Source organism: Pseudomonas putida, from assembly GCF_004357765.1.
Lineage (GTDB): Bacteria > Pseudomonadota > Gammaproteobacteria > Pseudomonadales > Pseudomonadaceae > Aquipseudomonas > Aquipseudomonas putida_U.
This window is the reverse complement of record NZ_SMTE01000001.1, coordinates 480,259-502,836: the sequence shown is the minus strand read 5'-3', so window position 1 is coordinate 502,836 and position 22,578 is coordinate 480,259. Positions and strand designations below refer to the sequence as shown.

Here is a 22,578-nt window from a genome sequence, read left to right as displayed (position 1 = left end):
TTCACTATAGAAGATTGTGCGAATCCTCAAGCACTGGATTGATCGAGCAAGCGTTGCGCCCTCAGCAGCACCGGCGCATCGACCATCTGGCCATCGAGCTGAAAGGCACCGGCACCGTTTGCCGCAGCACTGGCCGCCACCACCCGCTGCGCCCAGGCCAGCTCATCGTGGCTCGGCGCTAGCGCGGCGTGGATCACCGCCACCTGCCGGGGATGGATGCACAGCGCGCCGCCATAACCGATATAGCGGGCATGGCGCGTCGCCTGCTGCAAACCTTCGGGGTCGTCGATTGCCGGGAATACGCCGTCGAGCGGTGGCAGCAGCCCGGCGGCACGCGAATGCAGTTGCACCATACGGCGGGCGTGTTCGATGAATTGCCGGGCCGCGTCGCTCTCGGTGTTGAGGTCGAGGTCCAGTGCCAGGTCGAGGCTGCCGAACGATAAGCGCTCGACGCCATCGGCGGCGGCGATCTGCGCCAGCGCCAACAGACCTTTGGCGCTTTCGATGATCGGCCAGATCGGTTTGCCTGTGTGCCAGGCGACCGCGATCTGGGCGGCGTTTTCCACCTTCGGCAGCAACAGCCCGGCAACGGCTGGCTGGCGGGCGCAGAACGCCAGATCGGCGGCATGCTCGGCATGTTGCGGCGCATTCACTCGGACCCATACGCGCGACTGCGGCTCGGCTTGCAGGAAGGCTTTCAGGTTGGCGCGGGCTTGCTGTTTCAGTGGTTCCTCCACGGCATCCTCGAAATCGACGATGACCACGTCGGCACCGGCCGCCAATGCCTTGGCGAAGCGCTCCGGCCGGCTGCCAGGCACGAACAGTGCCGAGCGCACGCGGCTCATACCACACCGCCTGCGGCGAGATCGGCCTGTTGCGCGTCGTTCAAGCCCAGTTCGGCGAGGATGGCCTGGGTGTGCTGACCCAGCCCCGGAACGCCGTCCATGCGAGGGCTGAAGGCGTCGTTGCGCCCTGGTGGCAGCAGCGACGGCAACTTGCCGACCGGGCTGTCCACTTCGCGCCAGCGGTCGCGGGCCCGCAGTTGCGGATGCTGCCAGACGCCATGCATGTCATTGACCCGGGCGTTGGCGATCTGTGCCTGTTCCAGGCGCGCCACCACCTCGTCCAGCGACAGGCTGGCGAAGCGCTCGATGATCAGCTGGCGCAGTACGTCGCGGTTGTCCGAGCGTTTGAAGTTGGCGTTGAAGCGCTCATCGCTTGCCAGTGCTGGATCGAGCAATACCTTGTCGCAGAACAGCGCCCACTCGCGCTCGTTCTGCAGGCCGAGCATGAGCGTGCCGCCGTCGCCGGTGGGGAAGGGGCCGTAAGGGTAGATGGTCGAGTGCGAGGCTCCGGCCCTTGGCGGCGGTGTCGCACCATCGTAGGCGTAATACATCGGGTAACCCATCCATTCCACCAGGCTTTCCAGCATCGACACGTCGATGCGGCTGCCCACCCCGGTCTTGTCGCGCAACATCAGCGCTGAAAGCACACCGGTGTAAGCGTACATGCCGGCGGCGATGTCAGCGATCGAGCAGCCGGCCTTGGCCATTTCGTCGTCGCCAGGGCCGCCGGTCACCGAAAGGAAGCCGCCCTCGCTCTGAATCAGCAGGTCATAGGCTTTTTTCTTTTCATAGGGACCGCCTTCACCGTAGCCGGAAATGTCGCAGACGATCAGGCGTGGGAAGCGCGCATGCAGCGCCTCGAACGACAAGCCCATGCGCGCCGCTGCGCCGGGCGCGAGGTTCTGCACGAGCACGTCCGCCTTGGCCAACAGTCCCTCCAGGATGCTGTCGGCAGCGGGCTGCTTGAGGTCCAGGGTAAGACTTTCCTTGGAGCGGTTGGTCCAGACGAAATGCGAGGCCAGGCCGTCGACACGCTGATCGTAGCCGCGGGCGAAATCGCCGCTGCCGGGGCGTTCGACCTTGATCACGCGGGCGCCCAGGTCGGCCAGCTGACGGGTGCAAAAGGGCGCCGCGATGGCGTGCTCCAGGCTGACGACGGTGATGCCATCAAGGGGACGGGGCGTGGAGTGGGTCATGAGAGTCACCTAAGGTTCTGGGTTGCCGGGCGCGGCTCAATACAGGTCTGTCAGCGTGGTCGCATCGCGCAATTGCCATACCCGCTCGATCAACTGCTGGCCCTGGGCCTCGCTGCGTGCACCGGAATAGGCCAGCAGACGCTGGAACTTGGCTTCAAGCTCCGGGCGGCTGAGGGTATTGCCCGGATCGCCTTTGGGTTCGTCGATGGCGGCGCTGTAGTGGCGACCCTGCACATCGGTGACCTCGACACGGCCAAGCCAGCGCGCCGGGTAGGCCGCGTCGACTTCGGCGTCGAGTTGCATCTGCACTTTGTCGCGCAGGGCAGCTACCCGTGGGTCGCTCAAGGCCAGGTCGCGGAACTCCAACAGTTGTGCGCTACCGTGCACGGCGATCAGGCCCAACACGGTGCCCATGGAAAACTTGGCCTGGTGCACGGTGGTCGGCACGTTGACCCGGCCCAGTACATCGATGGCGCCCTGGTGGACGCGAGTGACCACCTTGGCGATCTGCTCATGGCTCAGGTTCTCGCGCTGCATCAGATGGAGCAGGGCATCGGCGGCGGGGTGGGTGTGACGGCACGAGGCATGGAACTTGAACGAGGTCTCGACCAGCGCCCAGCGTGTGCCGAGACCGTCACTCAGGCGGCTCGGGTCGGCGTCGCTGGACATGCCAGCGGCCATGCCTTGCTCGCCTTCGAGGATGTTGCGTGCGCCGGTCAGACCGTCAGCGGTGAGGTAGGCGGCGAGCAGGCCATCGGCGGCAGCCTTGGCGGTATGCAGCTGCTTGGAGTCGGCGGCGTCGCGCAGGAACTCCCACAAACCGGCGGCCTGGGTACCGGCGCTGCCCAGCAGGTTGATGAACTGCGCTTTGTCGAAACCGAGCAGCTTGCCCACCCCCACCGCGGCCGCGAGGGTGCCGACCGTGGCGGTGGTGTGGAAGATGCGATAGTGCGAGCGACCGAGAAACTCGCCGATACGAATGCCCGCCTCATAGCCGGCGACCGCAGCCAACAGCAGGTCCTGGCCGGATTTGCCCAGGTCCTGGGCGGCAGCCAGAACCGCCGAGAACACCACGGTGGCCGGGTGCAGCACCGAGCTGTTGTGCAGGTCGTCCTGTTCGACCAGATGGGAAGCGGCGCCGTTGACCAGCGCGGCGAAGTAGGGCGATGAGGTACGCCCGCTGGTCAGGATGCGCGCGCTGCCCTGGGCGGGGCCCATGCGTTCGGCATAGCGCTCGAACAGCGGGATCGGGTGCGCGCCCTGGCTGGCCAAGGCCGAGCCCAGCCAGTCGAGGAACAAGTCTTCGGTTCGGTCCAGTACGTGGCCGGGGATCTGTGCGTAATGCAGGCCGGCAAGAAAGTCCGCCAAGGCATGGGTATTTTGCATGGTCGGGCCCTCAGAAGCTGCGTGGCAGTTCGAGCAGGTGCTCGGCTACGTAGGACAGGATCAGGTTGGTCGAGATCGGCGCCACTTGGTACAGACGTGTTTCGCGGAATTTGCGTTCGACGTCGTATTCGTTGGCGAAGCCAAAGCCGCCGTGGGTCTGCAGGCAGGCGTTGGCGGCCTCCCAGCTGGCCTTGGCCGCCAGGTACTTGGCCATGTTCGCGGCGGCTCCGGCATTACGCCCACTGTCGTATTCCTCGCAGGCGCGCCAGCGCATCAGGTCGGCAGCCTCGATTTCGATATGCGCCTCGGCGATGGGGAACTGTACGCCCTGGTTCTGCCCGATCGGTCGGCCGAATACCACACGGTCGCGGGCATACTGGCTGGCTTTCTCGACGAACCAGCGGCCATCGCCGATGCACTCGGCAGCGATCAGCGTGCGCTCGGCATTGAGGCCGTCGAGGATGTAGCGGAAGCCTTTGCCTTCTTCGCCGATCAAGCTGCTGGCGGGGATTTCCAGGTTGTCGAAGAACAGCTCGTTGGTTTCGTGGTTGACCAGGTTGGCGATCGGCTGCACGGTCAGGCCGTTGCCGATGGCATCGCGCAGGTCGACCAGAAAGATCGACATACCTTCGGACTTCTTTTTCACTTCGGCCAATGGTGTGGTGCGCGCCAGCAGAATCATCAGGTCGGAATGCTGGACCCGCGAGATCCACACTTTCTGACCGTTGATCACGTACGTGTCGCCTTTGCGCACGGCGGTGGTCTTGATTTTGGTGGTGTCGGTACCGGTGGTGGGTTCGGTCACGCCCATCGACTGCAGGCGCAGTTCGCCGCTGGCGAGCTTAGGCAGGTAATAGCGCTTCTGTTCTTCGCTGCCGTTACGCAGCAGGGTGAACATGTTGTACATCTGGCCGTGGATGGTGCCGGAGTTGCCGCCGCAGGCGTTGACCTCTTCGAGGATGACCGATGCCTCGGCCAGACCCAGGCCCGAACCACCGAATTCCTCGGAAATCATCGCCGACAGCCAGCCGGCTTCGGTCATGGCTTTGACGAAGGCCTCGGGGAAGCCTTTTTCCTCGTCGATCTTGCGCCAGTATTCGGCAGGGTACTCGGCGCACAGTGCGCGCACGCCTTCGCGAATGGCAGTCAGGTCATCGTTATCGTAAGTAGGCATTTGGGTGTCCCTGTCAGCGATCAGTCGAAACGAACTTCGGCGCTTTGCGCCACACCGTCGGCATTACCGGCCCACAATTGGGCCTGGCCGGGCTCGACGAGGCGACCGGCTACCTCGAAAGGCGTCGGCACGGTCAATGGGCGTACGCCGCGATAGGCGAAATGCCGCACGCACTTACCCGGATTGGCGCGAATGAACGCATGCAGGTTGAGCGTGGCGATCATCGGGCCGTGCACCACCAGTCCGGCATAGCCTTCGGTGGCGGTCACGTAGGGGTGGTCGTAGTGGATGCGATGGCCGTTGAAGGTCACCGCCGAGTAGCGGAACAGCAGGGTCGGCGTCGGTGTCACCGACTCGCTCCAATCGGCTCGGGCATCTGCCTGGCGGCTGTCCAGCTTGGGCGGGTTGGGTTCGCGGTAGACGATGTCCTGTTCTTCACGCACGCACAGTTGGCCGTCTTGGGAGTAGTCGTGGCGCACGGTGACGAACAGCAGGGCGCCTGTGCGGCCATGCTTTTCTTCGATATGAACGATGGTCGAAAGACGCTGGGCTTCGCTGCCGACCCGCAACGGGGCGATGAACTCGACCCGTCCGCCCGCCCACATGCGGTTGCGATTGTCGGCCGGAGGCAGGAAGCCACCGCGGGCCGGGTGGCCGTCGCTACCCAACTGTGCCTCATTTACCGGCTCCTGGAAGAAACACCACATCCACAGCGCTGGCAGGGGCTGGCCGACAGCCGGCGCAGTCTCGCCGAAGGTCGCTGCGATGCGCTTGACCAGGTTGCGGCTCAGCTCGTCATGGACCTCTTCGGTGCGGCCGATCCAGGCGCTGTAGTCGGTAGGCGGAGTTGTAGCAGTCATCACGATGCCTCTGCTTTGTTGTTATGGGGCGATCATGCGAGGCGCCTGGCATTCTGTGAATTTGCATTTGCGTAAAGCCGCGTTCATGTATGCTGAACGCCATGATTGTGCCTGTATCGACGCTAACGCCCCCGACCGGAGCCTCCCATGCATTTCGACCTGGCCGACCTGAGGCTATTCATTCATATCGGCGAGTCGCCGAGCCTGACCCAGGGCGCACGCCGCGCCTGTCTTTCCCCAGCTGCCGCCAGCGCCCGCATCAAGGCGCTGGAGGCGCAGCTCGATACCCGTCTGCTATACCGCGACAGCCGAGGTGTCGAACTGACACCCGCTGGCCACAAGTTGCTGACCCATGCGCGGCTGATCATGCGCCAGGTGGACTACCTCAAGGCTGAGTTCACGCAATTCGGTACTGATTCGGCCGGGCATATCCGCATTTTTGCCAATACCACCGCGGTGACCGAGTTCCTGCCTGAGGTGCTGGCAGGCTTTCTGGCCAAGCGTCCAGGGGTGACGGTCGACCTGCAGGAGCGCCTGTCCCGGGATATCGTGCGGGGTGTGCTCGATGGCAGCAGCGACATGGGCATCATCGCCGGCCCGGTCGAGGCGAGCGGCCTGCAGGTGATGCATTTCAGCACCGACCGCCTGGTGCTGATCGTGCCCCAGGGGCATGAGCTGGCGGAGTACCAGCAGGTCACGTTGAAGCAGACGTTGGCGTTCCAGCATATCGGCCTGCATGACGGCAGCACGTTGCTGAGCTTTCTGCGCGACCATGTCGAACGCATGGGCTTGAACCTGTCGCTGCGTATCCAGCTTTCGAGCTTCGAGGCCATCTGCCGGCTGGTAGAGGCCGGTGTCGGGATCGGCATCATTCCCGAATCGGCCGCGCTGCGGAACAGCCAGACCATGAACCTGGTCACCATTACCCTCGACGAGCCCTGGGCGGTGCGTGAACGCAGTATCCTGGTGCGTGAACTGGAGGCGCTGCCAGGGACTGTCCGGGCTTTGATCGCGACCTTGATGCCAGAGAACGGCGCACAGGCACTGACGCCAAGTACCTAGAAGAAATTGCGTTGAGCCTTGAGTGTGACCACGCTTTCGCAATAGGTATTGATGCCGGCGTAGGCGTCGCAACCACCACCGCTGAGGTCGGAACTGCTGTAGATCAGGTCCAGGTCCAAGCCTAGCCAAGGGCGCGAGAGCTGTAGCGACCAGTCGGAGAAGCCATCGATCTGGCTACCGTCACCGATGGTGAACGGTGTGCCCAGCTGATGATGGGCAAGCTTGACGGTGAGCTGCGCATCGAGCAGTGGCAGCCGGCCGAGATCGGCGAACAGGGTACCGGTGCGATTGTCGGGGTTGTCGCGCAGTGCGCCGCCGAAGCGGCTGCCGAGTATCGAGACGCCGCCATACACGGCATAGCTGTCAGGTCCGGCGATATTCGGCTGGCTGTAATGGATCAACCCCACCTCATACCCCAGGGTATGGTCGAAGTGATGCTTGTAACCCAGATAGCTGTCCAGCCGCAGCGTGGAGTCGGGCGCTACGCCCATGCTCGGGGCATACTGGCCGACGTACCAGCCGCTTGGGTGGCTCAAGTCGAGGCCGCCGTGAAAGGCGCCGACGGCGCTGGGCGAGATCAGGCCCTGAGCCATGCTGCGTGAGGGAGTGGTACCGAGGGTGAAGTCGAAGTCGCCCAGCTGGCGGAGCATTTGCTGGGCGTGCAGCGCAGGGCTCAGCAGCAGGGCCGCGCCCAGCAGCAGAAGGGGCCTGGTCATGGTCACCGTCCTGGAAGGCTTGCTCTAAAGGGGCCAAGGATACCTGGGTTGACCGCAACGGGTATACCATGACGCCCAGCGTATCAACCGAGCGGGTCTTGTCCGAGAACCTTGCTCAGGGCCACCCGCGCATCCTCGAGCTGAACCAGCGAAGCATGCCGGGCCCCCAGCGCATCGCCATTCTGGATCGCGGTGAGGATCGCCTTGTGCCGAGGCAGGGCGAGTTCATCGAAGTTGGGGCGCTGGTTGGAGTAGCGCACCGATTCACGCAGCGCCATCGACAGCATGTTGCACAAGTAGGCCAGCAGGTCGTTGTGGGTTGCGTCGGCGATCCGTGCATGGAAATCCAGATCCGGCTGCAGGCGTTCTTCATGGTTGCGCGCCGCTTCCATGCGTTGGTAGGCCTCATCGATCGAGGCAACGTCTTCGGCCGTGGCATTGGTCGCTGCCAGCGCGGCGGCGGCCGGTTCGATCACCCAGCGTACGCTGGACAAGGTATTGAAGAATTCCTGTTGCGGCGTGGCCTGCATCAGCCAGTGCAGCACGTCGGGGTCGAGCATGTGCCAGTCATGGCGCGGACGAACCAGGGTGCCGACCCGCGGGCGGGCTTCGACCAGGCCCTTGGCGGTGAGCGCGCGCATCGCTTCACGAAATACCGGCCGGCTGATCGCGTAGGTTTCGCACAGGCTCGCCTCGGAGGGCAGTTTCTGCCCGGGCTCGAGTTGGCCGGATACGATCTGCAGGCCGAGGTCCTGGACCAGAGTGGCGTGCATGCTCTTGCGCGTGGTGGGCTGGCGGTAGTTCATGTGAGGCGGGGGAGATCCTTCGGGCGGAGGCTGCGCATCATAGCATCAGTGGGAGGGGGGCCGGTCTGGTGTTCGTCGTGACATGCGCGGCGCCTTGGGCATCGAGCGCCGCGCGGGCGGCGCTCGATGCGTGCAACGCCACCCCATCCAACGACGAGCCCCCAGGCATTCAGTGCGAATGCTTGGGTACCGCCGAGCCACGGCAGCCGACCAGGAAGTCGAAGTCACAGCCTTCGTCGGCCTGCATCACGTGATCCAGGTACAACTTCGCATAACCGCCGCTGATCAGTTGCACGGGCGTCTGCAGGTCGGCCAGACGGCCAGCCAGTTCCTCTTCGGAAATGTCCAGGTGCAGACGGCCCTCCTTGCAGTCCAGCTCGATCCAGTCACCTTCACGCACCGCCGCCAATGGTCCGCCGGCCGCTGCTTCAGGCGCCACGTGCAGCACCACGGTGCCATACGCCGTGCCGCTCATGCGGGCATCGGAGATACGCACCATGTCGGTGACGCCCTGGGCCAGCAGCTTGGCCGGCAGGCCCATGTTGCCCACCTCAGCCATGCCTGGATAACCCTTGGGTCCGCAATGCTTCATGACCAGGACCGAATCGGCATCGACATCCAGTTCAGGGTCGTTGATACGTGCCTTGTAGTCTTCGAAGTTCTCGAACACCACCGCGCGACCACGATGTTGCATCAGTGCCGGTGTTGCCGCCGATGGTTTGAGCACCGCGCCCTTGGGGGCCAGGTTGCCGCGCAGGATGCAGATGCCGCCATCGGCCACCAGCGGTTTGTCGAGCGGACGAATGACCTCTTCGTCATACAGCGGTGCAGCCTGACAGTTGTCCCACAGGCTCTTGCCATTGGCGGTCAATGCGGTGGGGTTGGGCAGCAGGTTGTGTTCGCCGAGGCGACGGATGACGGCAGGGAGACCACCGGCATAGTAGAACTCTTCCATCAGGAAACGCCCTGACGGCTGCAGGTCGACCAGGGTCGGCGTACCACGGCCGACCCGGGTCCAGTCTTCGAGCTGCAGGTCGACGCCAATGCGCCCGGCGATCGCCTTGAGGTGGATCACCGCGTTGGTCGAGCCACCGATGGCGGCGTTGACGCGGATGGCGTTCTCGAACGCCTCGCGGGTGAGGATTTTCGAAAGGCGCAGGTCTTCGTGGACCATGTCGACTATCCGCATGCCCGACAAGTGCGCCAGCACGTAGCGGCGTGCATCCACCGCCGGTATGGCAGCGTTGTGGGGCAGCGAAGTGCCCAGTGCTTCGGCCATGCAGGCCATGGTCGAGGCGGTACCCATGGTGTTGCAGGTGCCCGCCGAGCGCGACATGCCGGCTTCGGCCGAAAGAAACTCGTTGAGGTCGATCTGGCCGGCTTTGTAGGCCTCGTGCATCTGCCAGACGATGGTCCCAGCGCCGATGTCCTTGCCTTTGTGCTTGCCATTGAGCATCGGCCCGCCGGTGACCACGATGGCTGGTACGTCGCAGCTGGCGGCGCCCATCAGCAACGCAGGGGTGGTCTTGTCGCAGCCAGTCAGCAGCACCACGGCATCCACCGGGTTGCCACGGATCGCTTCTTCCACATCCATGCTCGCCAGGTTGCGGGTAAGCATGGCAGTCGGGCGCAGGTTGGACTCGCCGCTGGAGAACACCGGGAATTGCACAGGGAAGCCGCCAGCCTCGAGCACGCCTTTCTTCACATGCTCGGCGATCTTGCGGAAATGCGCGTTGCAGGGCGTGAGCTCGGACCAGGTATTGCAGATGCCGATGATCGGCTTGCCCTGGAATTCGTGGTCGGGAATGCCCTGGTTCTTCATCCAGCTGCGGTACATGAAACCGTTCTTGTCGGCAGTGCCGAACCATTGGGCAGAGCGCAGCGGGCGTTTGTGATCAGACATGGGAGGGGTACCTTATTGGTATTACTATTTGTCGTTATGGTTGTGAATGTACCGGCAAAAATGACGGATGTGAAGGGTTGTCGATTTAAATAGTAATACTATAAGATCGTTCAGCCAGGTCAGAGGTCTGCCAAAAAGCCCCGGCCCGGTGCTGTGCCCATTACAAGAACAATTGGAGACATCGCCATGATTCAGGAGCAGCGGCTGGTCCGCCTGATCACACTGAAACTCATCCCTTTTTTGGTTCTGCTTTACCTGGTGGCCTATGTCGATCGTTCGGCGGTGGGCTTCGCCAAGCTGCACATGGGGGCCGATATCGGTCTTGGTGATGCGGCCTACGGCCTGGGCGCCGGACTGTTCTTCATCGGCTATTTCATTTTCGAGGTGCCCAGCAACCTCCTGCTCGACCGCTTCGGCGCCCGTCGTTGGTTCGCCCGCATCCTGGTGACCTGGGGGGCGATCACCGTCGGCATGGCGTTCGTCACCGGGCCCAATGGCTTCTATGTGATGCGTTTCCTGCTCGGCGCGGCCGAGGCGGGCTTCTTCCCGGGTGTGCTGTACTACATCACCCAGTGGTATCCGGTGCGCCACCGCGGCAAGATCCTCGGCTTCTTCATCCTTTCGCAACCGCTGGCGATGTTGGTCACCGGCCCGCTGTCCGGGGCCTTGCTGGGGCTCGATGGTCTCCATGGCCTGCATGGCTGGCAGTGGCTGTTCATCTGCATCGGTACCCCGGCGGTGTTGCTGGCCTGGCCAACCCTGCGCCTGCTGCCGGATGGTCCGGCCAAGGTGCGCTGGCTGTCCGACGAGCAGCGCAACTGGCTGCAGGAGCAACTGGCCAACGACCTGCGCGAGTTCGGCCAGACCCGCCATGGCAATCCCCTGCATGCCTTGAAAGATGGCCGGGTGCTGTTGCTGGCGCTGTTCTATCTGCCGGTGACCTTGAGCATCTATGGACTGGGCCTGTGGCTGCCAACGCTCATTCACCAGTTTGGTGGCAGCGACCTGGTCACTGGCTTCGTATCGGCCGTGCCCTATGTGTTCGGCATCATCGGCCTGCTGGTGGTACCCCGCAGTTCCGATCGCCTGAACGATCGTTACGGCCATTTGGCCTTGCTGTATGCCCTGGGCGCACTCGGCCTGTTCCTCAGCGCCTGGTTGAGCGTGCCGGCGATGCAGCTGGCGGCGCTGTGCCTGGTGGCGTTCGCGCTGTTCTCCTGCACCGCGATCTTCTGGACCCTGCCGGGGCGGTTCTTCTCCGGAGCCAGCGCTGCGGCGGGGATCGCCCTGATCAACTCGATCGGCAACCTCGGTGGCTATCTCGGCCCATATGGCATCGGTGCGCTCAAGGAGCACACCGGGCAGTTGTCGTCGGGCCTGTATTTCCTGGCCCTGGTGATGCTGTTCGGGCTGCTGCTCACCGGCGTGGTCTACAACCGCCTGGAGCGCCGCCAGCGCCTGGCATCGACGCGGGTGGCCGAGCCCTCCCGCTAATCTTCGCAACTGAAAAGCGAGCACAAACATGCGATTGATCCAATTCGAAACCGCTACCGGCGAGCGCCGTGTGGGCGTGGTGGAAGGCGAGCACGCCTTGGAAGTGCGTGGCGCCGGCAGTACCCGCGAGCTGGCCCTGCAGGCCATTGCCGCTGGCCGCGACCTGGCCAGTGAAGTGCAGGCCGCAGGCTTGGGCGAGCACCACGACTACCTGGCCCTGCTGGCCGAAGGTCGGGTGTTGCCCCCGCTGGACCATCCGGATCCGGCGCATTGCCTGGTCACTGGTACCGGCCTGACTCACCTGGGCAGCGCCGCCACGCGTGACAAGATGCACCAGCAGCAGGCCGAAGGCGCCGTGACCGACAGCATGCGCATGTTCCAGTGGGGCCTGGAGGGCGGTCGGCCGCTTGCAGGCGAGGAGGGCGCACAGCCGGAGTGGTTCTACAAGGGCGACGGCGGCATCGTCGTACGCCCCGGCGCCGACCTGCCGTTACCCGCTTTCGCTGAGGATGCCGGCGAGGAGCCGGAGCTGGTCGGGCTGTACCTGATCGGTGAAGACGGCACGCCGTACCGCCTCGGCTATGCCCTGGGCAACGAGTTTTCCGACCATGTCATGGAACGGCGCAATTACCTGTACCTGGCCCATTCCAAACTGCGCGCCTGCAGCTTCGGGCCGGAACTGCGCCTGGGCGCGTTACCGGCGCACCTGGAAGGCACCAGCCGCATCCTTCGCGATGGCCAGGAGCTGTGGAGCAAACCATTCCTCTCCGGCGAGCAGAACATGTGCCACAGCTTCGAGAACCTCGAGTTCCACCACTTCAAGTACGACCAGTTCCTGCGCGCCGGCGATATCCATGTGCACTATTTCGGCACTGCCACCTTGTCGTTCGCCGACGGCATCCAGGCCCGTCCTGGCGATACCTTCGAGGTCAGCCTGGATGCCTTCGGCCAGCCGCTGCGCAACGGCATCAAAGCCGCGCCCGAGCAGGTCCGCCCCGGGGTCGTGAAAAGCCTCTGAGTTTTTTTCTTTCGTTACAGGAGTCAACCATGACCGTAAGCAACTTCATCGGTGGCCAGCGCAGCGCTGCTGGCAGCGTACGCCTACAGAGCCTCGATGCGCGGACCGGCGACGCATTGCCCCTGGCCTTCGCCCAGGCCACTCCTGAAGAAGTGGCCGCCGCAGCGCAGGCCGCCGAAGCGGCATTCGCCGAGTACAACGGTCTGGCGCCGGAGCGTCGGGCGCAGTTCCTCGATGCCATTGCCGAGCAACTGGATGCGCTGGACGATGACTTCGTGGCCACCGTTTGCCGCGAGACGGCGTTGCCGGCCGGGCGCATCCAGGGCGAACGTAGCCGCACCAGCAACCAGATGCGCCTGTTCGCCAAGGTGCTGCGCCGTGGCGACTTCCTGGGTGCACGTATCGACCGCGCGCAGCCCGATCGTCAGCCGTTGCCGCGCCCGGACCTGCGCCAGTACCGTACCGGCGTCGGCCCGGTGGCCGTGTTCGGCGCCAGCAACTTCCCGTTGGCGTTCTCCACCGCCGGTGGCGATACCGCCGCTGCCCTGGCTGCCGGCTGTCCGGTGGTGGTGAAGGCGCACAGTGGCCACATGGCCACGGCGGAAAAGGTGGCTGAAGCCATCGAGCGTGCAGCCGTAGCCACTGGCATGCCGGCTGGCGTGTTCAACATGATCTACGGCGCCGGTGTCGGTGAGGCGCTGGTCCGTCACCCGGCGATCCAGGCGGTTGGCTTCACCGGTTCGCTCAAGGGCGGTCGCGCCCTGTGCGATCTGGCAGCGGCAAGGCCGCAGCCGATCCCGGTGTTCGCCGAGATGAGCAGTATCAACCCGGTGTTGGTGTTGCCTGGAGCGTTGCAGGCCAGGGGCGAGCAGGTGGCCAAGGAGCTGGCCGGCTCGGTGGTGTTGGGCTGCGGGCAGTTCTGCACCAACCCTGGCCTGGTCATTGGTATCGCCGGTGAAGCCTTCAGCGCCTTCGTCGCGGCACTCGGCGCGCAACTGGCCGACCAGGGCGGGCAGACCATGCTCAACGCCGGCACTCTGCGCAGCTACGCCAGTGGCGTGCAGCGTTTGCAGCAGCACCCGGGAGTGCGCCACCTGGCCGGTGCCGATCAGGTCGGCGACCAGGCCCAGGCGCAGCTGTTCCAGGCCGATGTGAGCCTGCTGCTCAATGGCGATGAGTTGCTTCAGGAAGAGGTCTTCGGCCCTACCACGGTCGTCGTCGAAGTGGCCGACGAAGCCGAACTGCGCCGGGCGCTGGAAGCCCTGCACGGGCAACTGACCGCCACGCTGATCGCTGAGCCGGAGGACTTCCAGCGCTTCGCCGCCTTGGTGCCGCTGCTGCAGCGCAAGGCCGGTCGCCTGCTGGTCAACGGCTACCCGACCGGCGTCGAGGTGTGCGATGCGATGGTGCACGGCGGCCCCTATCCGGCGACCTCCGATGCCCGCGGCACGTCGGTCGGGACCTTGGCCATCGACCGTTTCCTGCGTCCGGTGTGCTACCAGGACTACCCGGACGCGCTGCTGCCTGATGCCCTGAAGAACGCCAACCCACTGGGCCTGCAGCGCCTGGTCGATGGTCAGCACAGCCGTGAGGCGCTGAGCTGACGCCCAGCGGTAGGCGTTGCACTGCTGTACGCCCGCCAGGCCTCGTCCGGCGGGCTTTTACCGAATGCCCCCAAGAACAACAACAAGAGGTTGCAGCCATGCCCAGCCGTTCCGTGCCCGTCGACCTGGTCGAACGGGAGTCGTTGGATAACCGCCTGTTCCGCAAGATCAACTGGCGCATCGTGCCGTTGTTCATCCTGTGTTTCCTGTTCGCCTATCTGGATCGCGTCAACATCAGTTTCGCCAAGTTGCAGATGCAGAGCGCACTGGGTTTCAGCGATGCCGTGTATGGCCTGGGTGCAAGCCTGTTCTTCGTCGGTTACTTCCTGTTCGAAGTACCGAGCAACGTGTTGCTGCACCGCATCGGCGCGCGCATCTGGATCGCTCGCATCATGATCAGTTGGGGCCTGACGTCCGCGGCGATGATGTTTGTCACCAGCGAGACCTGGTTCTATGTCCTGCGTTTCCTCATCGGCGTCATGGAAGCCGGGTTCGTCCCAGGGGTACTGTACTTCTTCACTCAGTGGTACCCCAGTGATCGCCGTGCGCGTATCAATGCCTACTTCAAGAGTTCGATCTGCCTGTGCGGGATCGTCGGCGGCCCGCTGGCCGGTTTCATTCTCAGCCATTTCGACGGGGTCAACGGCATGGCTGGCTGGCAGTGGCTTTTCCTGCTCGAAGGCTTGCCGTCGGTGCTGCTTGGCCTTCTGGTCCTATGGCTGGTGAGCGATCGGATCGAGGACGCGCGCTGGCTCGACGCAGAGGAGAAACGCTACCTGCGCGAGCGCCTGGACGCCGAGCCCAAGCCCAGCGGTGGCAGCTCCATACGGGCCATTCTGCGCGAGCCGGCCTCGATCGCGCTGTCGGCGATCTACCTGTGCCTGGTGATGGCGCTGACTGGCCTGCTGTTCTGGATGCCCCAGCTGATCCGCAACGCCGGGGTGGCTGATGCGATGGATATCGGCCTGCTGACGATGATCCCGTATCTGCTGGCGGTGGTCGGCAACCTGCTGATCGGTCGCAGTTCTGACCTGCGCAGCGAGCGTCGCTGGCACATGGCGAGCTGCGCGGTGATGACTACCCTTGGCTACGCGCTGTGTGCCGGCTTCACCGGACAGCTGTGGCTGTTGATGCTGGGCATGAGCCTGATCATGACCGGGATCATCGCCTGGATGCCGATCTTCTGGACCCTGCCTCCGAAGTACCTGGCTGGCCTCGCTGCCGCCGCCGGCATCGCGTTGATCAACTCCATCGGTCAGCTCGGCGGCATCGTCGCTCCGTACCTGGTGGGCAAGGTGCGCGATGTGAGCGGCTCGCCGACCCCGGCCCTGTGGCTGCTGACGGCGGTCAGCCTGTTGGCGGTGGTGTTGATCCTCTGGGCCGTGCCGCGCCGCCTGTATGCAGCTCAACCTGAATCGCGCATCGACTGAGGAGGTTTCATGCAACATGTCGTTTCCTTCGGGCCCATCGCCAGCGCCGAGGTGCTGGCCGACCTGGGTCAGCGTTATCGCTTCCAGCGTTTCGACCAGCCGTTGGCCGATCGCGAGGCTTTTCTCGCGGCATTGGCCACTGCTGACGGGCTGATCGGCAGCACGCTGCCGCTGGGTGCAGAGTTGCTCGACCGCGCACCGGCGCTCAAGGTCATCGCCAGCGTGTCCGCTGGATTCGACAACTACGATCTGGGCTACCTGCGCAAACGCGGCATCTGCCTGACCAACACGCCTGATGCGGTGACCGAAACCACTGCCGACACCGGCTTCATGCTGTTGATGATGGCCGCACGCCGGGCCTGCGAGATGGCGCAACTGGTACGCGACGGCGAGTGGAGCAGCGGAATCGACGCTTCGCGCTTCGGTCTCGACGTGCACGGCAAGACCTTGGGCATCGTTGGACTGGGGCGTATCGGCGCGGCCGTGGCCCGGCGCGGGCATTTCGGTTTCGGCATGCCGGTGCTGTACAGCGGCAACAGTGCCAAGCCTGAGTACGAGGCGGAATTCGGCGCCCGACGCCTGCCGCTGATGCACTTGTTGGGCGAGGCCGATTTCGTCTGCGTCTGCGTGCCACTGAGCCCGGCCACTTATCGCCTGTTCGGCCGCGAGCAATTCGCGGCGATGCGTGACCATGCCGTGTTCATCAATATCGCCCGTGGTGCGGTGGTCGACGAGCCCGCCTTGGTTCAGGCGCTGGCGCAGGGGCAAATCCGCGCGGCTGGACTGGATGTGTTCGAGCGTGAGCCTTTGCCTGGCGACTCGCCATTGCTGGCGCTGCCCCAGGTGGTGGCCTTGCCGCACATCGGTTCGGCCACCGTCGAGGCGCGCGCCTTGATGGCCCGTACCGCGGCGACTGAAATGGCAGCGGTCCTCGCGGGTAGGGCACCTTGCCACCGCGTGGTGTAAGACGCAGACAGACGAGCAAGACGCAGCAGCCTGTGAGAGGATGGCTACTTCGCCGCCAAGTGGCCAAACAGGACCTCGAACGCAAGCCTGATGAAGACGCCAAAACGAATCGAACCGCTGATTGAAGACGGCCTGGTCGACGAAGTGCTGCGCCCGCTGATGAGCGGCAAGGAAGCCGCCGTCTACGTGGTGCGCTGCGGTAGCCAGGTGCGCTGCGCCAAGGTCTACAAGGAAGCCAACAAGCGCAGCTTCCGTCAGGCCGCCGAATACCAGGAAGGGCGCAAGGTGCGCAACAGCCGTCAGGCCCGTGCCATGGCCAAGGGCAGTAAGTATGGGCGCAAAGAAGCCGAGGACGCCTGGCAGAACGCCGAAGTGGCCGCCTTGTTCCGCTTGGCCGGTGCCGGGGTCCGGGTGCCGAAGCCGTTCGATTTCCAGGACGGTGTGCTGTTGATGGAGCTGGTCACCGATGCCGATGGCGACGCCGCGCCACGCCTGAACGATGTGCATCTGGAGGCCGAGGAGGCGCGCGAGTACCACGCTTTCGTCATCCGTCAGATCGTGCTGATGCTGTGCGCCGGCCTGGTCCATGGCGACCTGTCGGAATTCAACGTGCTGCTCGGGCCCGACGGCCCGGTGATCATCGATCTGCCGCAGGCCGTGGACGCTGCCGGTAACAACCATGCGTTCAGCATGCTGCAGCGCGATGTAGGGAACATGGCGCATTATTTCGGCCGTTTCGCCCCGGAGCTCAAGGCCACCCGCTATGCCCAGGAAATGTGGGCGCTGTACGAAGCCGGTGAGCTGCGACCGGACAGCCCGTTGAGCGGGCAGTTCGAGGATGACGAGCATGCAGCGGACGTCGCTGGGGTGATGCGCGAGATCGAAGCGGCCCGGCTCGACGACGCCCGTCGACGTGCTGCACTGGCGGAAGTCGAGAGTGGGCCGGCCAGGACCGAAGAGCCGCCTCCGCCCTGGTTGCAGTAGTTGGGTTGAGGTCGATGGGGTTTTTCAGGTCGTGCCTCGGGGAAATCGACGTAGTCGCCAGCGTCCCAGGCAAAGTCGTACCCAGTGGGCGGAACAAGCTGATACAAGCCAGCGAAGTGGCCATCGTTCAGTCGATTCATGTACACCTGTCCGGTGATCCGGAAGGGAAGAAAGTGCAGTACCTGGACGCACTCGAGGTCGCTCAGGTGACCGCCGATGACTTCCTGTTCGCCAAACCTGCCATGGTGACGGCCAAAGCCCTGGCGATCGTCCCGCAGAGTGGCCTGCAGTTGGCCGAATCGACCTTGGCGATGCAACCCGCTTCGTTAGCAGAGAGACCGTCGACCACACCTGCGCCGCTGCCCAATGTGGCCAACCTGGTCGAGGCGATGGCTGCCTTCTTGCCTCAGCCGGGGGGTTCCGCACTGGCTGCCCAGGCGCCTGTACAACCCTGGGAGTCGACGCTCGCCGTTGCAGTCTGAACATGCCTGCCAAGCCGGTCCATGAGGTGCTTATGGGCCGGCTATTGCATCACCTGCAATGCACATTCTCGCGATTTGGCCTTTCCACTGGCGCGTGACAGGCATAAGGTATACGCCGTTAAAAATCCCTGGAGCTGTCATGTCCAACCTTTTCCCTGCCGTTCGTCCACGCCGCCTGCGCCAGAACGAGTCCCTGCGCACGATCTTCCAGGAGACCGAGTTCCGTCTCGAGGACCTGATCCTGCCGATCTTCGTCGAGGAAGGCATCGATGACTTCGTGCCAATCACCAGCATGCCGGGCGTCAACCGCATTCCGGAAAAACGGCTTGCCCAGGAAATCGAGCGTTATGCCCGTGCCGGTATCAAGTCGGTGATGACCTTCGGCGTTTCCCACAACCTCGATGCCACCGGCAGCGACACCTGGAATGAGAACGGTCTGGTGGCGCGTATGGCGCGTATCTGCAAGGACACCGTGCCGGAAATGGTGGTGATGTCCGATACCTGCTTCTGTGAGTACACCAGCCACGGTCACTGCGGCGTGCTCCACGACCACGGCGTGGACAACGACGCCACCCTGGCCAACCTGGGCAAGCAGGCGGTGGTCGCGGCCGCAGCCGGTGCCGATTTCATCGCGCCGTCGGCGGCGATGGATGGCCAGGTCCAGGCGATTCGCAGCGCATTGGACGGTGCGGGCTTCCATGACACGGCGATCATGGCCTATTCGACCAAGTTCGCCTCGTCGCTGTATGGCCCGTTCCGTGAGGCTGGCGGTACCGCGCTCAAGGGCGACCGCAAGAGCTACCAGATGAACCCGATGAACCGCCGCGAAGCGGTGCGTGAGTCGCTGCTCGACGAGCAGGAAGGGGCAGATGTGCTGATGGTCAAGCCGGCCGGCGCCTACCTCGATGTGATCGCCGACATCCGCGCCGCCTCGCGCCTGCCGCTGGCGGCGTACCAGGTCAGCGGCGAGTACGCGATGATCAAGTTCGGCGGTCTGGCCGGCGCCATCGACGAAGGCCGCGTGGTTCGTGAAAGCATCGGCGCGATCAAGCGTGCCGGGGCTGACCTGATCCTGACCTACTTCGCCATGGACCTGGCGCGCGAAGGTATCTGATTTGCCGAACGCCTCAATGTGACGAGACGTACTGTGCCCCGGCGCACGCCGGGGGCAGGGCAAAGCTTTCCCGCATCCGCTTGGCCTCGGCTGCCGGTGTCAGGCCGAACAGTCGCTTGAATTCCCGGCTGAACTGCGAAGGGCTGGTATAGCCCACCGCATAGCACGCCGTTTCCGCCGTCATCCCCTGACGCACCATCAGCAGCCGCGCCTGGTGCAAGCGTGTCGACTTCAAGTACTGCATTGGCGAGGTGCGGGTGATCGCCTTGAAGTGACTGTGGAAAGTCGGCACGCTCATGCCGGCTTCACCGGCCAGGTGCCCTAGATCGAGCGCTTGGGCATAGTGGGCGTGGATGCAGCGCAGGGCCTTGCCGATCTTGCCGAAGTGCCCCTGCATCGCCAACGCCGCGCGCATCGTTTTGCCCTGGGGCCCGGTGAGCACCCGATAATACAGCTCGCGTACCCGTGCCGGTCCGAGGATGGCTGCGTCCAGCGGCTCGTCCAGTGCTTCCACCAGGCGCAGCACGCACGCCTGCATCGTGGCATCCATGGGGCTGGACATCATGCTCTCGGGTGGGTGTACCCGTGCCGAGGGCTGATGCTGGTCGATCTCCACCAGCAACTCGGCAGCCAGTTGGAAATCCAGATGCAGGTAGAGCGCCAACAAAGGGTGTTGCGCACAGGCTTCGGTTTCCATGGTGAACGGCACCGGGACCGCGACCGCCAGGTAGTGCTGCTCGTCATACAGGTACACCTGGCTACCGAAATAGCCCCGCTTGCGGCCCTGGCAGACGATCACGATGCCAGGGTCATACAGGACCGGCGTGCGGGCCAAGGCCCGGTTCGAACGCAGGATGCGCACGTCGGGCAGGGCCGTCAGGTTGTAGCCTTCGGTGGGTGCCTGAGCGCGCAGCAGGGTCAGCAAGCGTTGCCGGTCGGCCAGCGGCGCAGCGGCAGCCGTCTCGTTCATCGGCGATGGCCTCATAGAAATAGGCAAGAAAACCACAGAAACCAGCCTGAGGAAAACTACCACGGCTGGTTATCGTGCATCCACGTCAACGTTCAGTGGAGTGCGCACATGTCATCTAGCAAAACGCTTTTCATCACCGGCGTCAGCAGTGGATTCGGTCGAGCATTGGCCCAGGAGGCGCTCGCTGCGGGCCATCGTGTGGTCGGCACGGTCCGCAGTGAGCAGGCGCGGCAGGCCTTCGAGGCGCTCGATGGCGCCCATGCAGTGGGCCGCGTGCTCGACGTGAGCGACTTTTCTGCCATCGACGCGGTGGTAGCAGACATCGAGAACAACGTCGGGCCGATCGATGTACTGGTCAACAATGCAGGCTACGGCCATGAAGGGGTGATGGAAGAGTCGGCACTGAGCGAGATGCGCCGACAGTTCGACGTCAATGTGTTTGGTGCGGTGGCCGTGAGCAAGGCCGTGCTGCCGCACATGCGCTCGCGCAGACGCGGGCACATTCTCTACATCACCTCGATGGGTGGCTTCATCACGATGCCGGGCATCGCCTATTACTGCGGCAGCAAGTTCGCGCTGGAAGGCATCTCTGAAGTTCTTGGCAAGGAGGTGAAGCCGTTCGGTATCCACGTCACCGCCGTCGCGCCCGGCTCGTTTCGCACCGACTGGGCTGGGCGTTCGATGAGCCGGACGGCCCGTTCGATTACCGATTACGACGCGCTGTTCGACCCGATTCGCCAGGCCCGCGAAGAAAAGAGCGGCAAGCAGCTGGGCGACCCGAGCAAAGCGGCGCGTGCGATGTTGGCGATCATCGGCAGCGAAACACCCCCTGCGCACCTTCTGCTGGGCAGCGATGCGCTGGCATTGGTGCGCGAAAAGCTCGCGACCTTGAGCGAGGAGATCGATGCCTGGGAGGCGTTGTCGCGTTCGACCGATGGTTGAGCGGGATAAACGCTGGCGTACTGAATTTTTGCGGGCAGCCGCGTATCTCATGCTTAGCACCCGGCCATCCAGACGATCAGGTCCGGGGAACAGTGAAGCACAAGGGATATCGGCATGAAATCACGCAAGAAGGGCGTCAAGCCCATCGGCCTCAAGGACATCACCATCGTCGACGACGCCAAGATGCGCAAAGCGATCACCGCTGCGGCGCTGGGCAATGCCATGGAATGGTTCGACTTCGGTGTGTATGGCTTCGTCGCCTACGCCCTCGGCAAGGTGTTCTTCCCCAACGCCGACCCCAGCGTACAGATGATCGCTGCCTTGGCGACCTTCTCGGTACCCTTCCTGATCCGTCCGCTGGGCGGCCTGTTCTTCGGTGCCTTGGGCGATAAGTTCGGCCGGCAGAAGGTGCTGGCCGCGACCATCGTCATCATGTCGCTGAGCACCTTCGCTATCGGACTCATACCCTCGTACGCGACGATCGGCATCTGGGCGCCGATCCTGCTGCTGCTGGCCAAGATGGCCCAGGGCTTTTCGGTGGGAGGCGAATACACCGGCGCCTCGATCTTCGTCGCCGAGTATGCGCCGGACCGCAAGCGCGGCTTTCTCGGCAGTTGGCTGGACTTCGGTTCGATTGCCGGCTTCGTGTTGGGTGCCGGGGTCGTGGTGCTGATCTCTACGGTCCTGGGCGAAGAAAAGTTCCTCGAGTGGGGCTGGCGCCTCCCATTCTTCCTGGCCTTGCCGCTGGGCATCATCGGGCTCTACCTGCGCCATGCACTGGAAGAAACGCCGGCATTCCAGCAGCACGTCGACGCGCTCGAGCAAGGTGACCGCGAAGGGCTGGCCTCAGGACCGAAGGTTTCGTTCAAGGAGGTGGCGACCAAGCACTGGCGTAGCCTGGTGACCTGCATCGGCGTGGTCATCGCGACCAATGTCACCTACTACATGCTGCTCACCTACATGCCCAGTTACCTGTCGCACAACCTGCACTACAGCGAAGACCACGGCGTGTTGATCATCATCGCCATCATGGTCGGCATGTTGTTCGTCCAGCCAATGATCGGGCTGCTCAGTGACAAATTCGGTCGCCGTCCATTCATCATCCTGGGCAGCGTCGGCCTGTTCGCCTTGGCCATCCCGGCATTCATGCTGGTCAACAGTGGCGTGTTGGGGCTGATCTTCGCCGGTCTGTTGCTCATTGCCGTGCTGCTCAACTTCTTCATCGGCGTGATGGCCTCGACGCTGCCGGCGATGTTTCCGACCCATATCCGCTATAGCGCGCTGGCCAGCGCGTTCAACATCTCGATCCTGATCGCCGGCCTGACCCCGACCTTGACTGCCTGGCTGGTGGAAAGCACCGGCAACCTGTACATGCCAGCCTACTACCTGATGGTGGTCGCCGCCATCGGCCTGCTGACCGGGGTGACCATGAAGGAGACCGCCAACAAGCCACTACGCGGGGCCGCACCGGCAGCGTCGGACATCGAAGAAGCGCGCGAACTGTTGCAGGAACATCATGACAACATCGAGCAGAAGATCGAGGACATCGACGCGCAGATCGCCGAACTGGAGGCCAAACGCAAGCTGCTGGTGCAGCAGCATCCGCGCATCGACTAGTGGCTGTGC

Annotated in this window: 20 protein-coding genes; 11 read left to right on the top strand and 9 right to left on the bottom strand. The window is 64.0% G+C overall.

Annotation, left to right across the window (positions count from 1 at the left end):
• Positions 1-26: 26 nt before the first annotated feature.
• Genes E2H86_RS02300 through E2H86_RS02280 form a run of 5 tightly spaced genes read right to left on the bottom strand, consistent with a single transcriptional unit; the run spans position 27 to position 5,461 of the window.
• Positions 27-845 (bottom strand): HpcH/HpaI aldolase/citrate lyase family protein, encoded by an 819-nt coding sequence (locus E2H86_RS02300; protein ID WP_133324279.1) that lies wholly within the window; start codon positions 843-845, stop codon positions 27-29.
• Complete coding sequence (locus E2H86_RS02295) at positions 842-2,041, bottom strand: CaiB/BaiF CoA transferase family protein (RefSeq protein WP_133324277.1); 1,200 nt, start codon at positions 2,039-2,041, stop codon at positions 842-844. Before E2H86_RS02295 ends, E2H86_RS02300 begins: the two co-directional genes overlap by 4 nt.
• Positions 2,042-2,077: 36 nt before the next feature.
• Positions 2,078-3,427 carry an MmgE/PrpD family protein gene (locus E2H86_RS02290; RefSeq protein ID WP_133324275.1) on the bottom strand — a complete coding sequence of 450 codons (1,350 nt, stop codon included), beginning with the start codon at positions 3,425-3,427 and terminating at the stop codon, positions 2,078-2,080.
• Between the two features lie 10 nt (positions 3,428-3,437).
• A complete protein-coding gene (locus tag E2H86_RS02285) occupies positions 3,438-4,601 on the bottom strand; it encodes an acyl-CoA dehydrogenase family protein (RefSeq protein WP_133324273.1) in 1,164 nt (387 codons plus the stop codon).
• Positions 4,602-4,621: 20 nt separating this feature from the next.
• Positions 4,622-5,461, bottom strand: a complete 840-nt coding sequence (locus tag E2H86_RS02280) for an FAS1-like dehydratase domain-containing protein (RefSeq protein WP_133324271.1) — start codon at positions 5,459-5,461, stop codon at positions 4,622-4,624.
• 147 nt (positions 5,462-5,608) lie between these two features.
• Between E2H86_RS02280 and E2H86_RS02275 the strand changes: the two genes are divergently transcribed.
• The gene (locus tag E2H86_RS02275) at positions 5,609-6,523 is read left to right on the top strand and encodes a LysR family transcriptional regulator (protein WP_133324269.1); all 915 of its coding nucleotides are present in this window, start codon (positions 5,609-5,611) and stop codon (positions 6,521-6,523) included.
• Here E2H86_RS02275 and E2H86_RS02270 read toward each other — a convergent pair.
• From E2H86_RS02270 to E2H86_RS02260, 3 genes are all read right to left on the bottom strand, one after another.
• Positions 6,520-7,239 carry a TorF family putative porin gene (locus E2H86_RS02270; protein ID WP_133324267.1) on the bottom strand — a complete coding sequence of 240 codons (720 nt, stop codon included), beginning with the start codon at positions 7,237-7,239 and terminating at the stop codon, positions 6,520-6,522. The two genes, E2H86_RS02275 and E2H86_RS02270, sit on opposite strands and share 4 nt — an antisense overlap.
• 83 nt (positions 7,240-7,322) lie before the next feature.
• Positions 7,323-8,045, bottom strand: coding sequence for a FadR/GntR family transcriptional regulator (locus E2H86_RS02265; RefSeq protein WP_133324265.1), 723 nt, complete (start codon positions 8,043-8,045; stop codon positions 7,323-7,325).
• 169 nt (positions 8,046-8,214) lie between these two features.
• On the bottom strand, positions 8,215-9,948 hold the full coding sequence (locus E2H86_RS02260; RefSeq protein ID WP_133324263.1) for an IlvD/Edd family dehydratase: 1,734 nt from the start codon (positions 9,946-9,948) through the stop codon (positions 8,215-8,217).
• Between the two features lie 186 nt (positions 9,949-10,134).
• Here E2H86_RS02260 and E2H86_RS02255 point away from each other — a divergent pair, with 186 nt between their 5' ends.
• The 8 genes from E2H86_RS02255 (at position 10,135) to hemB (ending at position 19,040) form a co-directional block, all read left to right on the top strand.
• Positions 10,135-11,442 carry an MFS transporter gene (locus E2H86_RS02255; RefSeq protein WP_133324261.1) on the top strand — a complete coding sequence of 436 codons (1,308 nt, stop codon included), beginning with the start codon at positions 10,135-10,137 and terminating at the stop codon, positions 11,440-11,442.
• 28 nt (positions 11,443-11,470) lie between these two features.
• Positions 11,471-12,460, top strand: a complete 990-nt coding sequence (araD1, locus tag E2H86_RS02250) for an AraD1 family protein (RefSeq protein WP_133324259.1) — start codon at positions 11,471-11,473, stop codon at positions 12,458-12,460.
• Between the two features lie 29 nt (positions 12,461-12,489).
• Positions 12,490-14,064: an aldehyde dehydrogenase (NADP(+)) gene (locus tag E2H86_RS02245; protein WP_133324257.1), complete on the top strand. Its 1,575-nt coding sequence runs from the start codon at positions 12,490-12,492 to the stop codon at positions 14,062-14,064.
• 98 nt (positions 14,065-14,162) lie between these two features.
• Entirely contained in the window at positions 14,163-15,494 is a 1,332-nt protein-coding gene (locus E2H86_RS02240) for an MFS transporter (protein ID WP_133324256.1), read from the top strand.
• Positions 15,495-15,503: 9 nt separating this feature from the next.
• Positions 15,504-16,460, top strand: coding sequence for a 2-hydroxyacid dehydrogenase (locus E2H86_RS02235; RefSeq protein ID WP_133324254.1), 957 nt, complete (start codon positions 15,504-15,506; stop codon positions 16,458-16,460).
• 90 nt (positions 16,461-16,550) lie between these two features.
• The gene (locus E2H86_RS02230) at positions 16,551-17,444 is read left to right on the top strand and encodes a PA4780 family RIO1-like protein kinase (RefSeq protein WP_133324252.1); all 894 of its coding nucleotides are present in this window, start codon (positions 16,551-16,553) and stop codon (positions 17,442-17,444) included.
• 14 nt (positions 17,445-17,458) lie between these two features.
• On the top strand, positions 17,459-17,926 hold the full coding sequence (locus tag E2H86_RS02225) for a hypothetical protein (RefSeq protein ID WP_133324250.1): 468 nt from the start codon (positions 17,459-17,461) through the stop codon (positions 17,924-17,926).
• Between the two features lie 139 nt (positions 17,927-18,065).
• Entirely contained in the window at positions 18,066-19,040 is a 975-nt protein-coding gene (hemB, locus tag E2H86_RS02220; protein WP_133324248.1) for a porphobilinogen synthase, read from the top strand.
• A gap of 13 nt (positions 19,041-19,053) precedes the next feature.
• Here the strand turns inward: hemB and E2H86_RS02215 are convergent, their stop codons facing one another.
• Positions 19,054-20,010: an AraC family transcriptional regulator gene (locus E2H86_RS02215; protein ID WP_243744021.1), complete on the bottom strand. Its 957-nt coding sequence runs from the start codon at positions 20,008-20,010 to the stop codon at positions 19,054-19,056.
• 108 nt (positions 20,011-20,118) lie between these two features.
• Between E2H86_RS02215 and E2H86_RS02210 the strand changes: the two genes are divergently transcribed.
• Positions 20,119-20,952, top strand: coding sequence for an oxidoreductase (locus E2H86_RS02210; RefSeq protein WP_133324244.1), 834 nt, complete (start codon positions 20,119-20,121; stop codon positions 20,950-20,952).
• A gap of 114 nt (positions 20,953-21,066) precedes the next feature.
• Positions 21,067-22,569, top strand: coding sequence for a glycine betaine/L-proline transporter ProP (proP, locus tag E2H86_RS02205; protein WP_133324242.1), 1,503 nt, complete (start codon positions 21,067-21,069; stop codon positions 22,567-22,569).
• Positions 22,570-22,578: the final 9 nt, after the last annotated feature.

What these genes read in the sequence shown, in the direction of transcription:
- E2H86_RS02230 (WP_133324252.1), top strand. Translation starts at nt 16,551, where the DNA reads ATGAAGACGCCAAAACGAATCGAACCGCTGATTGAAGACGGCCTGGTC.
- E2H86_RS02295 (WP_133324277.1), bottom strand. Translation starts at nt 2,041, where the DNA reads ATGACCCACTCCACGCCCCGTCCCCTTGATGGCATCACCGTCGTCAGC.
- E2H86_RS02265 (WP_133324265.1), bottom strand. Translation starts at nt 8,045, where the DNA reads ATGAACTACCGCCAGCCCACCACGCGCAAGAGCATGCACGCCACTCTG.
- E2H86_RS02280 (WP_133324271.1), bottom strand. Translation starts at nt 5,461, where the DNA reads ATGACTGCTACAACTCCGCCTACCGACTACAGCGCCTGGATCGGCCGC.
- hemB (WP_133324248.1), top strand. Translation starts at nt 18,066, where the DNA reads ATGTCCAACCTTTTCCCTGCCGTTCGTCCACGCCGCCTGCGCCAGAAC.
- proP (WP_133324242.1), top strand. Translation starts at nt 21,067, where the DNA reads ATGAAATCACGCAAGAAGGGCGTCAAGCCCATCGGCCTCAAGGACATC.
- araD1 (WP_133324259.1), top strand. Translation starts at nt 11,471, where the DNA reads ATGCGATTGATCCAATTCGAAACCGCTACCGGCGAGCGCCGTGTGGGC.
- E2H86_RS02245 (WP_133324257.1), top strand. Translation starts at nt 12,490, where the DNA reads ATGACCGTAAGCAACTTCATCGGTGGCCAGCGCAGCGCTGCTGGCAGC.
- E2H86_RS02270 (WP_133324267.1), bottom strand. Translation starts at nt 7,239, where the DNA reads ATGACCAGGCCCCTTCTGCTGCTGGGCGCGGCCCTGCTGCTGAGCCCT.
- E2H86_RS02290 (WP_133324275.1), bottom strand. Translation starts at nt 3,427, where the DNA reads ATGCAAAATACCCATGCCTTGGCGGACTTTCTTGCCGGCCTGCATTAC.
- E2H86_RS02275 (WP_133324269.1), top strand. Translation starts at nt 5,609, where the DNA reads ATGCATTTCGACCTGGCCGACCTGAGGCTATTCATTCATATCGGCGAG.
- E2H86_RS02240 (WP_133324256.1), top strand. Translation starts at nt 14,163, where the DNA reads ATGCCCAGCCGTTCCGTGCCCGTCGACCTGGTCGAACGGGAGTCGTTG.
- E2H86_RS02235 (WP_133324254.1), top strand. Translation starts at nt 15,504, where the DNA reads ATGCAACATGTCGTTTCCTTCGGGCCCATCGCCAGCGCCGAGGTGCTG.
- E2H86_RS02225 (WP_133324250.1), top strand. Translation starts at nt 17,459, where the DNA reads ATGGGGTTTTTCAGGTCGTGCCTCGGGGAAATCGACGTAGTCGCCAGC.
- E2H86_RS02255 (WP_133324261.1), top strand. Translation starts at nt 10,135, where the DNA reads ATGATTCAGGAGCAGCGGCTGGTCCGCCTGATCACACTGAAACTCATC.
- E2H86_RS02300 (WP_133324279.1), bottom strand. Translation starts at nt 845, where the DNA reads ATGAGCCGCGTGCGCTCGGCACTGTTCGTGCCTGGCAGCCGGCCGGAG.
- E2H86_RS02210 (WP_133324244.1), top strand. Translation starts at nt 20,119, where the DNA reads ATGTCATCTAGCAAAACGCTTTTCATCACCGGCGTCAGCAGTGGATTC.
- E2H86_RS02215 (WP_243744021.1), bottom strand. Translation starts at nt 20,010, where the DNA reads ATGAACGAGACGGCTGCCGCTGCGCCGCTGGCCGACCGGCAACGCTTG.
- E2H86_RS02285 (WP_133324273.1), bottom strand. Translation starts at nt 4,601, where the DNA reads ATGCCTACTTACGATAACGATGACCTGACTGCCATTCGCGAAGGCGTG.
- E2H86_RS02260 (WP_133324263.1), bottom strand. Translation starts at nt 9,948, where the DNA reads ATGTCTGATCACAAACGCCCGCTGCGCTCTGCCCAATGGTTCGGCACT.